Genomic DNA, 14,654 nt, shown 5'->3' with positions numbered 1-14,654 from the left:
ACGACGACTCAAAACTCAGCATTGCTGGAAACTGGAGCGTCAGAATAGTAGCCTGCAAGTTCCCAAGCGCGAATCAACATCCTCTGATGTCGCGAATTTTGAATGTTATGAAATTATTGGCCAACTGTGATGGTCCCCGGCTTCATGTTTTACTCCTGTCGATGAAATAAGGACTGCCATGAAAATTGTGTTCGCCCTGCTCGCGGTCATTGTCGCGAATGCGTTCTCACTTTCGGCCGGTGTGGCGAATGACAAGCCGAACATTCTCTTCATTTTCGCTGACGATCAGTGCTATCAGACAATCAGTTCACTCGGGAATCATGAAGTTCTCACCCCCAATCTCGATCGACTGGTTCGAGAGGGAACCACTTTCTCGCACTGCTACAACATGGGCGGCTGGAGCGGAGCGATTTGTGTTGCTTCACGCACAATGCTCAACACTGGCCGGTACCTCTGGCACGCGCATGAACTCGACGACTCTCTCGATGAAGAAGTCAAAGCTGGACGATTCTGGTCGGAGTACATGAAGTCTGCCGGGTATCGAACATACATGACCGGAAAGTGGCATGTCCGCTTTCCAGCTGATCAAACGTTTGACGCCACCGGTCACATTCGCGGAGGCATGCCCGCGCAGACCGACGAAGGTTACAACCGCCCGATCGAAGGACAGACCGATGTCTGGAGTCCTTACGACACGAAATTCGGAGGTTTCTGGGAAGGCGGCACGCACTGGAGCGAGGTTGTCGGAAACGAAGCTGTCGGATTTCTCTCTGAAGCTGCCGGCATCGACAAACCATTTTTCATCTACGCAGCATTCAACGCACCTCATGACCCTCGGCAGTCTCCGAAGGAGTATGTCGATTTGTACCCTGAGGCCGACATTGAAGTGCCTGTCAACTTCCTGCCTGAGTATCCATACAAAGACGACATGGGATGCAGCGCCAGCCTTCGCGATGAAAAGTTGGCTCCGTTTCCAAGAACGGAATTCTCCGTCCGAGTGAACCGGCAGGAATATTACGCCATCATCACTCATATGGACGCTCAGATCGGACGCATCCTCGATGCGCTCGACGCGACCGGAAAACGTGACAACACATGGATTTTCTTCACAGCTGATCACGGCCTTTCCGTCGGACATCACGGTCTGATTGGAAAGCAAAGCCAGTACGATCACAGTGTACGCGTTCCCTTCATGGTCGTCGGCCCCGGAGTCGAAGCTGGACGATCGATCTCAGCACCGATCTATTTGCAAGACGTGATGCCCACGACACTCGAACTGGCTGGCGTTAAAACTCCAGAACATGTCGAGTTTCACAGCCTGCTTCCATTGCTCGACAGCGACGTTCCTCAAACGAACTATCCAGCCATTTACGGGGGGTACATCGACCTCCAACGAATGGTCACACAGAACGGGTACAAACTCATTCTGTACCCAAAAATCGGTAAAGCGAGACTCTACAACCTTGTTTCGGACCCGTGGGAAATGAACGACCTCTTTGAAGAAGAGGGAACCCAGGGCATCTCTCGCAAACTCTTCGACTCGCTGCTGAAACTCCAGAAAGAAAATGGTGACAAACTCGATCTCGTCTCTGCATTCCCCAATCTCGCGGGAACGTGACGTGTTCGAGCAGTCGCGTGAAGTTTTTTTCTAGAGGTATCAAATGGCTCGAAAATATGTTGTCCGATACGGGACAATGAGATTTCTGGGAGAGTTTTCAGCAAAAGGTCCACAGTCTTTTTCCCGCGGAGACGAGGTCGTCGTCCGAAGTCATCGCGGAACGGAATGGGGATCTGTGCTGTGTGAAGCGACCGACCGCACTCGAGAATATCTCGGCAAAGACGATGCCAGCGGGAGGATTCTCCGGCTCGCCAACCAGGAAGACGAAAAGACTCGCACCGAATGCTGGCAGCGAGAACAGGAAGCCTTCGAAACTGGTAAAGAACTCATTGCCGAACGAAAAATGGCAATGCAGCTCGTCGACATCGAACGACTTTTCGGCGGAGAAAGAGTCATCTTCTACTTTCTCTCCGAAACGCGTGTCGACTTCCGGGAACTGGTCAAGTCACTCGCCCATAAGTTCAACACTCGTATAGAAATGCGTCAAATCGGAATCCGCGACGAAGCCAAGCTTCTCGCGGATTATGGAGACTGCGGGAAACCTGTCTGCTGCAATACACATCTTTCGGAGATGCCCCCGGTGTCGATGAAGATGGCGAAAGTCCAAAAAGCGTCGCTCGACCCGACCAAGATTTCCGGTCGCTGTGGGCGCTTAAAGTGCTGCCTGAGATACGAATATGACACTTACGAATCGTATCGAAAGGAGCTTCCCAAAATTGGCAAATTCGTGCTGACCAAGCAGGGTCAGGGGAAGGTCATTGCGCAGGAAATTCTCGCACAGAAGGTCCTCGTCGCCTTCGAAGATCGCCGTCGCCTGATGATTGATGCGAAAGATATTGTCACCGTGATCAGTGGCAAACCGAACTCTTCTGAAAAGCCCACCGAGAACCCCAAAAAGTCCCGCCAGAATTCGAACGAAGAAAAATGAATCGCCGAGCAGACCTTTCCATAGGTCTCAACTTCGTTATATATTTGGACTGAGTGCAGGCGTTTCCCTTCATCAATTCATCAATTCGTTCCGTGGATTTGACTGCCGAATCCATGCTGGACGGTATAGCTCTGCGGAGTGGATTAATGTCCTCAGTGAGTCCTACCTCTGAACGTATCAGGAAGTTTGATCCTGAAGCGTATCGGTTCGTGTATGAGGCTCTGCACTTCACTCAACAGAAACTTGATCGAGCACACGCTGGCGAAGAGTCCGAAGAAGCACACATTACCGGACAGGAACTCGCCCATGGAGCCCGCGAACTCGGAATTGAACGTTACGGACTTCTGGCAAAAACAGTCTTTCGTCAATGGGGAATTCGAAGCACCGCCGACTTCGGAAGAGTGGTCTTCGAGCTCATCGAACGCGGTGAAATGCGTAAAACCGATCGCGATCAACTCAGCGACTTCTTCGATGTCTTCGATTTCGATGAAGCTCTCGATCACGACTATCAGATTCACGTTCCCACCAGTGGTTAAGCAGCCCTGAAGAAGCTGCGAACTGACGGAGCAACCACGTGAGTGAATCTGAAATTCCACAGAAGGCACGGAAGCCGATGCATCTGCTCATCGCAGTTGTCGTCGGTGCAATCTGGCTCAGCCTTCTGCTGTGGATGACCGTTCAATACGCAAATCCGGTGATGCTGAATCGCGCTCAGATTCTTCGATCGCAGGCAGTTCTGGATGGTCGCTTTCCAACGCTCGAAAACGAATTTATTGCTGTCAAAGACGGGGAACCTCAAGAGGAAATCCAACCATTCCACTTCTCCAATTTCTCCGAACTCTCTATTCAACCGGATCAAGAATATCTAATTCCAGTGATCTTCGACGGAGACAAAGTGATCGTCACGCCGTCGCCGATCAAAGACATCCCGCTGATCTACCCAGTGACGGACGAGGCCCGCAAACAACTCGCAGAAATCGCTCAATCGGCCGCCAAGAAATAGTGATCTCTGGCGATCAATCGCGAGTCGAAAGCACCTGCGTCTTTGCCCACTGAGCGAGTGCTTCTCGCTGAATCTTCACGTTATGTCGTGTATCAACCGGCAAACTTCTGTGAAAAAGAATGTCTTTGATCTCGTGCGTCAAAGAGTTGGCCGCCCCCAGTTCCAATAGCTCCTGTCGCACTTTCTCTTGATCTGCTGCGCTCTCAGGAAACTGTCCCGCTTCAGGTTCAACGACCACCACCGGCGTCTGATTCGGAGCATCTCCCAGTCCGATCAAAGCCGACCGGTAAACATCTGGATGCTGATTGAAAATCGCCTCGCAGCAGACAGAGAACATTCGCTGCCCCTGATGTACGACAATATGTGCCTTGCGTCCGCAAAACCACAATCGCTGTTCAGAATCGAGGTAACCGACGTCTCCAATCCGATGCCAAAATCGATCGCCATCCACGATCTTTGCCAAGCGCGTTGCATCGGGTCGCTTAAAGTACTCGCGTGTCACGCTGGGACTTCGAACAATGATTTCCCCGATCTCATTCTCCGGGAGAATGGTTGCGTCGTCGATCGACTTAAGTGGGCCCTCATGGATTTCAATGACCCGAACATCAACGCTGGGGAAGGTCGTGCCGACACATGTTCCAGCCCCTTTCCGGGTCGCTTCCGCAGTCGTTTCCAGAACGGTTTGAGCACCAATCGACGCCACCGGCAGGCTTTCTGTGGCTCCGTAAGGAGTATGTAGATCCGCGTCTGCTTTCGTGAGCACTTTTCGCATTCGCTCCAGGACATGCAGCGGGACCGGTCCTCCCGCCGAGAGGGCTCGATTCAGGGACGGAAATGTCTCTTTGTGTTCAACACAGAAGCGAGCCACTCGATTCCAAAACGCTGGCGATCCGAAGGCCTGAGTCACTCCGTATTGTCGAATCGCTGCCACAATTTTTGGCGGGTCGACCGTCGCTGGCTTCGTCGGGTCCATGTCCGGAATGATGGTTGTCACGCCCATTGCTGCGTTGAATAATCCGAAAAGTGGGAACCCAGGCAGATCAACTTCTTGGGGTTGGATCTGATAGAACTCCTGAATCAGTTTCACCTGTGCATCGAACATTCCATGTTCGTAAGCCACTCCTTTGGGCGGCCCGGTGCTTCCGCTTGTGAAGATCACCGCAGCCAAATCCGTCGCTGCGGAGTGATGGGGAGTAAAGCCTTCTCGACTCGCCTTGGAGAGCGACTGAAGAGTTCCTTTCATCCCCGGCAACCAGAGGCGACTGAGAACATTAAACTTGGCACTCTGGAATCGACGTGAATTCAACATGCGGACAAGATGCACGATCGGCACCGCGACGAATCCGTCTGGCTGAACCTCTTCGAGACAACGAAAGATATTCGTTCGGCCCATGCCCGGATCGATGAGAACGATTACCGCGCCTGCTTTGAACAACGCAAAGGTCAGCGTGATGAAATCGATTCCAAACGGAACAAACAGAACGAGCTTCATTCCCGGTCGAAAACCACGTTCGATCAACCCGGCAGCAATCCGATCGGAGCGCTCATCAAGTTCCGCGAAGGTCACCCGACGATCGATTATCCAGCCGTTCTTCTGAACTTTTACTGGCTCAGCAATCGCGAGTTGATCGGGAAACAGCTTGGCCATTTCCGTCAGTCGAGCTGCGATGTTTGCAGAAGAACCCGTCGTTGACGCAGTATTTATGCTGTCAATCGCGGATGATGTTGCTTCGCCCCTGTCACTCATCAATCGTGACGTCGTTCATTAACAGACAGGCCATGGAATAGAGCATATTTTGACTGTCACACATCTCACGATATTCGTTCGACATGGATTCCAGAGCTTCATCGCTCCAGTTCAATATCACCTTAGCAGTCGCTCCACGTCCTTGTGTTTCCATAACGACTCCTGTCCATCCTGAAATATCCAGCTCTGGATACTCTGGCATCGACACGCCATCATTGACACGAACGCGTTGTCCTGCAGTCGGCTTTGAAGATCGACGCTTGGCCATCAATCAACTTTCTCGACAGAATTCCCACACAGCGGAAGGTTAGTCTTTTTTGATCGAAAGCGTCAAACCGGTTGTCTTCTCGTTCATTGAATTTCATGGATTCGAAGACAATTGTTTCCGGGTCACCATCTTTCGACCGGACCAGAAGGAACTTGAATGTTCATTTCCGGCAACACTCCGGTTCTTGTTCCGAAGACCGGACCGTCGCGGCGAATCTCTTCGACCGCTTGATGAATCTCTGCTTGGCTTCGTGCAGTTTGAAACTGATGTCGCAGCGCTTTGCGAACTCGCATGCCTTTGAGGTACCAGTGACCCATTTTGCGGAACATCAAGATCGCTCTCTCTGGTCCAACCATCTCCTCCAGATAACCGAATTGCCGCAACATCAATTCAAGACGATCGTCGAAATTTCCAGGAGGCTGAAACTGCCCGGTTGTCTCCCATTCGCAAAGCTGGCGGAAGATCCACGGATTCGCCAAAGCGCCGCGGCCAATTGAAATCCCCTGACATCCCGTTTCCTGAAACATGCGCTCCGCATCCGCGACATTCCGAATATCACCGTTGCCGATCACTGGAATGGATTCCACCGCTTCGACCACTTGTCGAATTCCATCGAGATCGACAACTCCGGAAAATCCCTGCTCACGAGTTCGACCATGGATCGCGACAGCCACGACTCCCACCTGTTCAAACTCACGGGCAAAGCGAGGAGCGGTGAGTTGCTTCGAATCCCATCCGAGTCGCATCTTCACAGTCACCGGCAGCTTCACAGCTTCGACAACTCGCTGGACAAGTCCGATTGTCTGATCCGTCGAACACATCATCGCTGACCCAGCGCCACCTTTTGTGATGCGATCAACCGGACAGCCCATGTTGATGTCGATTGAATCGACCCCGAACTCTTCCAGAAACTGCGCAGCATCGTGCATCTCGTCCGGGTTCGGCCCGAAGATTTGAACGGAGTAGGGGGAATCGACTTCGCAAGTTTGAATCAGTTGCAGCGACTTCGCACTTTTCTCAAGTAAACCACGAGCACTCACAAGGTCAGTCGTGCACAGTCCGACCCCTCCAATCTCGCGACAGATTCGACGAAACGGAAGGTTCGTAAAACCAGCCAGTGGAGACAGCAGGTACCGCGACGGCAAGACAAGATCGCCGTATTTCAAAGTGCTTGCCTTCGGCAGTTCCGAAATCGACATCGAGTGCGTACTCATAATCGTGTTCAGTGATCTCCTACGCGAGTTCGTTCGCGAATTTCGTTATCGGCCCAAATGTCCTGACTGACAAGAGAACCTGCCCGTTCGAGAACTTTCATTCTCCTGGGCAGGCAAAGTTGTTTCACTTCAGTTGAATCGATTTCCCTCGCGACTGCAATTCAACACTGGGTCGCTCCGATTCCCCCTGAGTCATCTTTATCCTTGATCATCGGGAATGTTGAGTTCCGCTTTCACAGCTGCAAACTGCTCCAGTGCGAACTCCAGATCTTCGCGTGTGTGCGATGCGGAGATCTGTGTTCTGATTCTGGCGAGGCCTTGCGGAACCACAGGATACGAGAATCCGATGACATACAAACCTTTCTCAAGCAGCGCATCCGCCATCTTCGCAGCGAGTGTCGCATCGCCGATCATGATCGGAATGATTGGATGCTCTCCCGGGAGCACTTTCAATCCGATTTTCGTGATCCCCTCTCGAAAGAAACGAGTATTCTCCTGAATCGACCGCAAGAGGCCCGGATCGTCTTTGAGAATTTGTAAAGCCTGAATTGCCGTCGCAGCAATCGGCGGTGCCAGTGAATTTGAGAAGAGGTAAGGACGTGATCGCTGACGCAACCAGTCCACAATCTCCTTGCGGCCAGAAGTATATCCGCCACTCGCTCCACCGAGTGCTTTTCCCAACGTTCCGGTCAGGATGTCGATGCGATCAGTCACACCGAAGTGTTCCGGCGTTCCGCGACCAGTCTTGCCGATCAAACCGACAGCGTGCGAATCATCGACCATAACCAGCGCATTGTACTTCTCGGCTAGATGACAAATCTCTGGCAGCTTCGCCAATGAACCATCCATCGAAAAGACGCCATCGGTCGCGATCATTCGATAGCGGCATCCTTCAGCTTGTTGCAGCTGACTCTCCAGATCCTCCATGTCATTGTTTTGATATCGGAACCGCTTCGCTTTGCAGAGACGAATTCCATCGATGATGCTGGCGTGATTCAGAGCGTCCGAAAGAATGGCATCTTCTGGCCCCAGCAATGTTTCGAAGAGACCACCGTTGGCGTCGAAACAGGAGGAATACAGAATCGTTTCTTGTGTCCCGAGGAACGTCGATAGAGCCTTCTCGAGATCCGTGTGAACTCCCTGCGTTCCACAGATGAAACGGACCGATGCTGTTCCGAGCCCCCACTTCTCAAGCCCCTCGTGAGCCGCTTCGACCATCAAGGGATGATCAGCCAGACCGAGGTAATTGTTCGCGCACAGGTTGAGAACTTCTCGACCACTAACGGTGATCCTGTTGCTTTGAGGCGATTCAATCACCCGTTCGTGCTTGTGCAGACCTTCCTCTTTGACCTTCGCCAACTGCTCAGACAGGTATTCCTGGAACTTTCCGTACATCAATCACTCCTCAGCAGTTAATCACTGCACACATCAGACTTCGTCTACCCAAAGCGCAACTGGTAAACTGTTATCAATCGATTCTTTTGGAACATCCCGCCGAACGCAGTTTGGCTGCAAATTCCTTTTTTTCCAAGGCAAAGACCGGGATTCATTCGCTGGGGGACGATGGGGTCGATCCTTGGATGCGGCGACTGGCGAATCAACCTAAGCTGAAGGAAGACTTTTCCGATCCATAACACGAATCTTGTCGGCGCACGTGGTTACTCAATCCCCAGAATCCGAGTCTTCTCCGGTGGTCACTCCTGACACAAAAAAGACGGAATATCAGACTTCTGACGGAAAACCGAATGTTGCCGTGCTGACCGATCGGACTCCAGAAGCACTGAAACTTTCCGGAAGAGCCGTCCTTCTGACCGGTGCAATTTCGGTCCTCTTCCTGATTCTCAACTACACTCCGCTGTGGCACACAGACCTCTGGGGACACCTTGGCTATGGCCGATGGATCGCAGAGCATGGACAACTGCCAGAAACAGAACCCTTGATGCCGTTGGCCGAAGGGGTCCGAATCATCGACACTGCCTGGTTGGGACAGCTTGTTTGCTTCCATGTTTACGATCGATGGGGACCGTCGGGGATTCAATTTCTGTACGGACTTTGCATCGCTGGATGCGCAGCCCTGGTAGCGGGATCACTCTATCGGCGGACCGGACAAGTCTGGATCGCTTTGTTCTCGGTGTTTCTGCTGCTCTGGATCGAATACCAGCAGATCATCATCGTTCGGCCTCAATTGGGTGGGATGCTTTGCTTCGCTCTCGTCTTCGTCCTGGCGACGACGTCTCACTGGAAGAAATGGACACCCGCGCTCATCGCGAGTCTTTTTGCGATATGGGCGAACGTTCACGGCTCTTTTCTCGTCGGTCTCGCGATGCTGGGAGCACTGACCGTGGGAAGATTCATCGATGTCTGGAAGACATCACGATCGATCAAGCTTGCCCTTTCGGAGTCACGCGTCCGTCAACTTCTCTACGCCTTAGAGTTCTCAGCGGTCGCTTGCCTTGTGAATCCATACGGCATCGGAATCTACGGAGAAGTACTCGCCATTTCGAGCAATCACAACCTCGAAAGTCTCATTGAATGGGAGCCACTCACGCTTCGCATGAAGCAGGGACAGGCTGCCGCGTTCCTGGCGACGTTACTGATCTTCGCATATCGCATGACGCCGAGACGGATCACCGTTGGGGAGATTCTCCTCTTGTTTGGGCTGGGCGGAGCCACGCTTTGGATTTCGCGATTCATTGTCTGGTGGGGAATCATTGCTGCCTACTACTTTGGACTGCATGCTTCGGCTATCTGGCGAGTCTGGATGAACGGAAGACCGCAACCCGCCAAACGATCCGGAGGATACGCGGTTGCGAGCCTCGGGTTAATCTGGATTGGATTCGCTTACACTCCCTTCGGCGGAATCATTATTCACGGGCCTCCCAAGGATGAAGGTCGCGTCGAAGCAGCTTTTCGAAAGCAAGTCTCGAAAACGACTCCGATCGATGCTGCCGAATACCTCCGCGAGCATCCGCCTGTCGGCCAAATTTTCAACATCTATGAATGGGGAGATTACCTCCTCTGGGCGGGACCGAAGGACCTGCAAGTCTTTGTTGCTTCGCATGCCCACCTCATCCCTGAAGAAATCTGGCGGGACTACCTCGAAATCTCACGTGCAGGGTCCAGCTGGAGCACGAAACTCGATCGATACGGAGTCAACACCCTCGTTCTTTATCGAAGCAAACAAGCTCCGCTCATCCAACGACTCGAAGTAGCTACAGATACTTGGAAGCAGGTCTATATCGATGATCGAGCCGTCATCTTCGAGCGACTCAAACCGATTACTGATCAACCACTCCCGGACGATCAAGCTGTCTCGCAGCACTCTGAGTTCACGCCTGAATTGCCGGAGCTTGAATCATGAAAAGAAAACGCTCTGACACTCGTTTGATTGCCGTTCAAGCTTTCGTACTGATCGCTTTCGGGACCGCTTACATCATGAGCGGAAGCCCGAACCGACAGATTGTCCATGAACAGATTCTGAAACAATCTGCCCCGATCGTCGTTCCCATCGAACGAGAATACCCAAACCGAATCTCGCCGCTCTACGATCGGCCAGACTGGGTCAGCGACGAGGAACTTGCGAGCGTTCTCGAAAGAATTGTTCCACGATTTAGTCGAGAACAGATGAAGCCCAACTTCATCGAACATGCTCTGAGGACGTGGTCAGTCGAAGCAGAGTTTCAAGACCCGGAAGCAGTTTCCGGACAAGAGATGCTGTTGTTTCTGACCGATCACAATGCCTACCTCGAATCGTGGGGAAAATCGATTCGCCCACTTCTCGAGGAGAAAACGTCGGGTGTTCGAATTCGCTGGGGAGCTGACAAGTGTGCCTCGTATCACCATGACCATCTTCTCGCCAGCCTCACCGAAGCAGGTGTTTCGATTGATACTCCGGTCTATGGTCCGTCCCGTCGCGGAGACACAATTCGCGATGTCATTCACGAAGCGCTGGCTGACTTTCGACTGGATGAGCGAGAAGTTGAATGGACAGCCATGGCCTTTGGGCTATGGATTCCGCCAGTCCGAACTTGGCAGGGGGGAGACGGTCGCGAGTATTCATTCGACCTCATCGCGAAGCGGCTGATGCGAGGCCACAAACAATACGGCGTGTGCAGCGGAACCCATCGCGTCTATTCGCTGGTAGTGCTATTACGCATTGACGAAGAGACCGAGATCCTTTCGGAACAAACGCGGAATGATGTCTGGCAGTTTCTCACACGAACTCGAGACATGCTCATCGGATCGCAATTCGAAGACGGAAGCTGGCCTTCGAACTGGCCCGATGGTGCAGCGGCTGTTCTCGATCCTCTCGACGAACCGATCTATCAGAAAATCATCTCAACCGGGCATCACCTGGAGTGGCAATCAATCGCTCCCAAAGAACTTCTGCTTCCCGATGATCAGCTGCAACGAGCAGTCGACTGGATTATTGCGACGACGCTCGACATGACTGACGAGCAAATCGCGGCTCGGTACACCTTCTTCACGCACGTCGGATCAGCACTGGCAAACTGGAAGAGCGTACGCCCCGACGAGTTCTGGAAAGACTGGGAACTCGAACACCCCTACGGCGCAGAAGCATCCGCAATCGAATCGCCTTAAGACAGCGATGCCTCAGGAATTCTGAACTGATGTTGTGGCCAGTAGATGCCGCAACTCATTGACCAACTTTTCAACCCGTTTAAATTCCGGCGTCTCTCCGATTTTCGCCGCCCGAGCGAGCTCTTCCGGGAGATTTCCGAAGAGATGACGTTCGAGCTCACTCGCGAGCCATTCCGCACGTTGTTGTGCAAATTGCGTGTGAAGCCGACGAAACTTTGATTCCAGATAACCAGCGCTCGTGGACGCTCCTTCAGTGATGACTTTGTCACCGACCGCCGTCACCACTGTTCCACCGACCGCATCCGTCGCCAGATGAAACATCCCCTGCATCGCAGTGTCAGCCACGGCGGGGTATAAGACGTCGCCCACGGGTCCGACTCCTGTCATAAACAGCCCGACACTGACAGCCGGACGAGCGGCAGCGGCCAGCGTATCGATGCGTCGAAAGAGCTTGTACGACTCCGGACTCTCTTCGCGAAACCCACTCAATTGACGATTGATCATCTCGTCGAGAATCCGTTCGAAGTCGAGAGCTTGGTGATCGAGTCGGAACTTCTCGATCAACTCTGCACGAGACTTCCCGCCCAGAATTTCTTTCAGCTTGGGGCTCAGCCGAGGATTGTCGAGTTCTTCCAGCCACGAAAGTCGTTCGAGTGTATTCTCAAGTGCCTGAAGAATGACCTCCCATTCTCTGGCTCTGTATTCTTCGATGGGGGAAACAGAATTGCCCTTGGTCTCCATCAAGAGTTTGACGGGATACGCCACAGCTGTTCCGACCGCATGATAGAAACCGTGGACGCTGCGTGACCATCCTTCCCGCTGGCGTGCCCACCACTCTCGAATCTTCCGAATCATCACCGAGTTGGGCAGTCCCGGCCATCGGTCGACTTCAACGAGTCGCTGGGCTGACATTAGATTGAGAGCTTCTCCAAACTCCGCTCCGCGACGTCGAACTTCACCAAGCCACGACGGAATGCCAACTTCGGGGCTGCAGAGGTGTTCAATCGCCCCCTCAAGCGTTTGCAGCTTGATTTCAGAAAAACGGAGTTCCGAAAGATCGCGAAGCAAGTTTCTCTCAGTCAGATCAGTTTTGTAGTCGCCTTCCTCCTGCGGCCACTTCTGTTCGTAAAACGGTAGCGCATTCGATTCGGCAGCCCGGCGGTCATTGGGAGCAATATACACAGAATGAGGATTCAATCCGGTTTCTGCCTCAAACGTTTTCAACCAGAGCGGCCAGTATTCACCATCTTCAGGCAACAGAACCTGATTGAAAATCACAATGACGAGTTTTCCCTCGTCGGATGCTTTGCGGAAGAATTCTTTCACTGCGGAGTCGTTGTATTTCTGCTGAGTGAGCACTGCAAGCAGAACATCCGCACTCAGACGAATATGATCCGCCCGCTCCCAGTTGACCTCGGCGACGCTATCGACATCCGGAGTGTCGAGCACGACCAGATTCTCCGGGAGACTTTCACTCTCCCGCCAATACAAGAGATGTTCGGGATTCTCAGCCAACGGAGCATCAGCATCGACCCATTCCGAGACTCGGAACCCGGGGAACAGCTTCGATAAGTTATGATTCGAGGAAAAGCCTCGAGGTAAAATGGCTGTCGGATGCTTTGTCCCTGAAGCCAATGGACTCGTTGCACTCAAGCGGTCACCGGCGACGTGATTGAACACAACACTTTTACCAATGTTCGTTCCTCCAACGACCGCGACGATTAGAAATGCTTCCTGCCCGAGTTGTGGAAGAAGCTTCTGATGCAGCAGCTCATACCAATCACGACGATCCAAAGACGTGAGTTCAAACGAACCAATCTGCCTGTCAAGCAGTGAAACCGCATTGCTCACCTGAGCAATCAGGTCCGCACAAATATCCAGTTGGGATGCCATGTTCTGGGATTCAGCCGATTCAATAACGGACGGAAGTAGGGAGTTTCACTTTACTTGAAATCACTTTCTACATCGTAGAGCAACTTGAGCGTTGCGGGAAATCTCAAATTGTGTGACAGAGTCATCGATCGAAGAGTGCGTCACAAAGAATCGCTGACTCCCACTCATCACTTCTTACTGGTGCGTCCCTTTCGAAATTCCTTCGGCGTTGTCCCGACTTCGCGTTTGAATGCCACAGAAAGATATTCAACATGCTCGAACCCGACCGCACGCGCGATGTCGCTCAGTGTTCGATCAGTTTCCAATAGCAGTCGTTTCACGCGGTCGATGCGGAGTCTCATGATTTCCTGATGAGGAGTCCGGCCGAGGATTTTTACAAACCTTCCTTCGAGTGCGCGGCGTGAAAGCGGAACTTCCCGAAGAACGTCAGCCACCTGAATTCCCGAGGTTGCGTTCTCTCGAATGAACCGCACAGCTGCGGCGATCTCATGATCTTCGATTGCCAGGACATCGCTCGACTGGCGAACTTCAATCCCCAGCGGTTCGATAAACCGAGGATCTGAATCGACGCAGTCCCCTGACATCATCCGATTTAATAGCTCCGCAGCTTCGAAACCAGTTTGTCGAGCATCCGGTGCCACACTCGACAATGGAGGATCAGAAAGTTCACACAGCAGATGATCATTGTCGACGCCGACGACGGCCACTTCTTCAGGGACTGCGACGTCCAGTTCGCGGCAAACATCGAGCAACTGCTGCGCTTTCACATCGTAACAACACATGATCCCGACCGGTCGAGGCAGTTTCTTGAGCCAATGAATCAGGCGTTGCTTCTCACGATTCCAGGAGTATCTCGGATCGTACTGAGCGATGGATCGATGAACGGAACAGCCTAGTTTAGATCTCTGAATGGCTTCCACAAAGTGCGTCTCACGCAGCGTTGACCACTGAAAACCTGGATCTCCGCAGAAGCCGAAGTGTTGAAACCCTCGATCCAGAAGATGCTGAGCTGCGAGTTCGGCGATCGATTGATCATTCGTCTCCACCCATGGAATTTCCGGGACGAGCCTCGCGGCACTCACGTCCACGACCGGCAGTCGACTCTTTCTGACCGCCGCGGCAATCGCCTGTGTTTCGATGCGGGCAATGATTCCATCCCCCTTCCAGCGAGAAAGCCAGGTCGGAGGATCAGCCCCGCGCATTTGCTCCGGTAGATAGATCGACCATGCATTGTGCTGGCGAATCCATTCGACGATTCCTTCCAACAGCCCGCGAGCGTAGGCATTCGACGTTTCAATCAACAGTGCAACCGCTCGGCGATCGTTCATTTTTTCTCGGAGAAATAGCTCAACAACAAACCCATCTGAACGAAAAGAAGTGA

The 14,654-nt window shown here is 52.7% G+C and carries 12 protein-coding genes; 6 read left to right on the top strand and 6 right to left on the bottom strand.

The window, feature by feature from the left end:
• The first annotated feature begins 178 nt into the window (after positions 1–178).
• The 4 genes from AB1L42_RS10535 (at position 179) to AB1L42_RS10520 (ending at position 3,549) form a co-directional block, all read left to right on the top strand.
• A complete protein-coding gene (locus AB1L42_RS10535; protein WP_367054360.1) occupies positions 179–1,618 on the top strand; it encodes a sulfatase-like hydrolase/transferase in 1,440 nt (479 codons plus the stop codon).
• 43 nt (positions 1,619–1,661) lie between these two features.
• Positions 1,662–2,546 (top strand): regulatory iron-sulfur-containing complex subunit RicT, encoded by an 885-nt coding sequence (gene ricT, locus AB1L42_RS10530; protein ID WP_367054357.1) that lies wholly within the window; start codon positions 1,662–1,664, stop codon positions 2,544–2,546.
• A gap of 146 nt (positions 2,547–2,692) precedes the next feature.
• Positions 2,693–3,082: a Minf_1886 family protein gene (locus tag AB1L42_RS10525; RefSeq protein ID WP_367054354.1), complete on the top strand. Its 390-nt coding sequence runs from the start codon at positions 2,693–2,695 to the stop codon at positions 3,080–3,082.
• A 38-nt stretch (positions 3,083–3,120) separates the two neighbouring features.
• Positions 3,121–3,549, top strand: coding sequence for a hypothetical protein (locus AB1L42_RS10520; RefSeq protein ID WP_367054351.1), 429 nt, complete (start codon positions 3,121–3,123; stop codon positions 3,547–3,549).
• Positions 3,550–3,562: 13 nt separating this feature from the next.
• On the opposite strand, the gene AB1L42_RS10515 is transcribed toward AB1L42_RS10520, so the two are convergent.
• From AB1L42_RS10515 to AB1L42_RS10500, 4 genes are all read right to left on the bottom strand, one after another.
• The gene (locus tag AB1L42_RS10515) at positions 3,563–5,218 is read right to left on the bottom strand and encodes a fatty acid CoA ligase family protein (protein WP_367054829.1); all 1,656 of its coding nucleotides are present in this window, start codon (positions 5,216–5,218) and stop codon (positions 3,563–3,565) included.
• Positions 5,219–5,288: 70 nt separating this feature from the next.
• Positions 5,289–5,564 carry a hypothetical protein gene (locus tag AB1L42_RS10510; RefSeq protein ID WP_367054348.1) on the bottom strand — a complete coding sequence of 92 codons (276 nt, stop codon included), beginning with the start codon at positions 5,562–5,564 and terminating at the stop codon, positions 5,289–5,291.
• Positions 5,565–5,686: 122 nt separating this feature from the next.
• On the bottom strand, positions 5,687–6,763 hold the full coding sequence (gene dusB, locus AB1L42_RS10505) for a tRNA dihydrouridine synthase DusB (protein WP_367054345.1): 1,077 nt from the start codon (positions 6,761–6,763) through the stop codon (positions 5,687–5,689).
• A 213-nt stretch (positions 6,764–6,976) separates the two neighbouring features.
• The gene (locus AB1L42_RS10500; RefSeq protein ID WP_367054342.1) at positions 6,977–8,173 is read right to left on the bottom strand and encodes a glycine C-acetyltransferase; all 1,197 of its coding nucleotides are present in this window, start codon (positions 8,171–8,173) and stop codon (positions 6,977–6,979) included.
• Between the two features lie 259 nt (positions 8,174–8,432).
• Here AB1L42_RS10500 and AB1L42_RS10495 point away from each other — a divergent pair, with 259 nt between their 5' ends.
• Both AB1L42_RS10495 and AB1L42_RS10490 read left to right on the top strand, forming a co-directional pair.
• Positions 8,433–10,139 carry a hypothetical protein gene (locus AB1L42_RS10495; protein ID WP_367054339.1) on the top strand — a complete coding sequence of 569 codons (1,707 nt, stop codon included), beginning with the start codon at positions 8,433–8,435 and terminating at the stop codon, positions 10,137–10,139.
• Complete coding sequence (locus AB1L42_RS10490) at positions 10,136–11,380, top strand: hypothetical protein (RefSeq protein ID WP_367054336.1); 1,245 nt, start codon at positions 10,136–10,138, stop codon at positions 11,378–11,380. The genes AB1L42_RS10495 and AB1L42_RS10490 overlap by 4 nt, the downstream gene beginning before the upstream one ends.
• Before the next feature lie 12 nt (positions 11,381–11,392).
• Here the strand turns inward: AB1L42_RS10490 and AB1L42_RS10485 are convergent, their stop codons facing one another.
• Positions 11,393–13,273: a GTPase gene (locus AB1L42_RS10485; RefSeq protein ID WP_367054333.1), complete on the bottom strand. Its 1,881-nt coding sequence runs from the start codon at positions 13,271–13,273 to the stop codon at positions 11,393–11,395.
• 167 nt (positions 13,274–13,440) lie between these two features.
• Positions 13,441–14,601, bottom strand: a complete 1,161-nt coding sequence (locus AB1L42_RS10480; protein WP_367054330.1) for a DNA-binding transcriptional regulator — start codon at positions 14,599–14,601, stop codon at positions 13,441–13,443.
• Positions 14,602–14,654: the final 53 nt, after the last annotated feature.

This window comes from Thalassoglobus sp. JC818 (assembly GCF_040717535.1).
Taxonomy (GTDB): Bacteria; Planctomycetota; Planctomycetia; order Planctomycetales; family Planctomycetaceae; genus Thalassoglobus.
Note: the sequence above shows the minus strand (reverse complement) of the source record. Positions and strands in the feature narration are given on the sequence as shown.

Bases quoted from the DNA above. Each gene is read 5' to 3' on its own strand.
- AB1L42_RS10535 (WP_367054360.1), top strand. From the start codon at position 179: ATGAAAATTGTGTTCGCCCTGCTCGCGGTCATTGTCGCGAATGCGTTC.
- ricT (WP_367054357.1), top strand. From the start codon at position 1,662: ATGGCTCGAAAATATGTTGTCCGATACGGGACAATGAGATTTCTGGGA.
- AB1L42_RS10525 (WP_367054354.1), top strand. From the start codon at position 2,693: ATGTCCTCAGTGAGTCCTACCTCTGAACGTATCAGGAAGTTTGATCCT.
- AB1L42_RS10510 (WP_367054348.1), bottom strand. From the start codon at position 5,564: ATGGCCAAGCGTCGATCTTCAAAGCCGACTGCAGGACAACGCGTTCGT.
- dusB (WP_367054345.1), bottom strand. From the start codon at position 6,763: ATGTCGATTTCGGAACTGCCGAAGGCAAGCACTTTGAAATACGGCGAT.
- AB1L42_RS10500 (WP_367054342.1), bottom strand. From the start codon at position 8,173: ATGTACGGAAAGTTCCAGGAATACCTGTCTGAGCAGTTGGCGAAGGTC.
- AB1L42_RS10490 (WP_367054336.1), top strand. From the start codon at position 10,136: ATGAAAAGAAAACGCTCTGACACTCGTTTGATTGCCGTTCAAGCTTTC.
- AB1L42_RS10485 (WP_367054333.1), bottom strand. From the start codon at position 13,273: ATGGCATCCCAACTGGATATTTGTGCGGACCTGATTGCTCAGGTGAGC.
- AB1L42_RS10480 (WP_367054330.1), bottom strand. From the start codon at position 14,601: ATGAACGATCGCCGAGCGGTTGCACTGTTGATTGAAACGTCGAATGCC.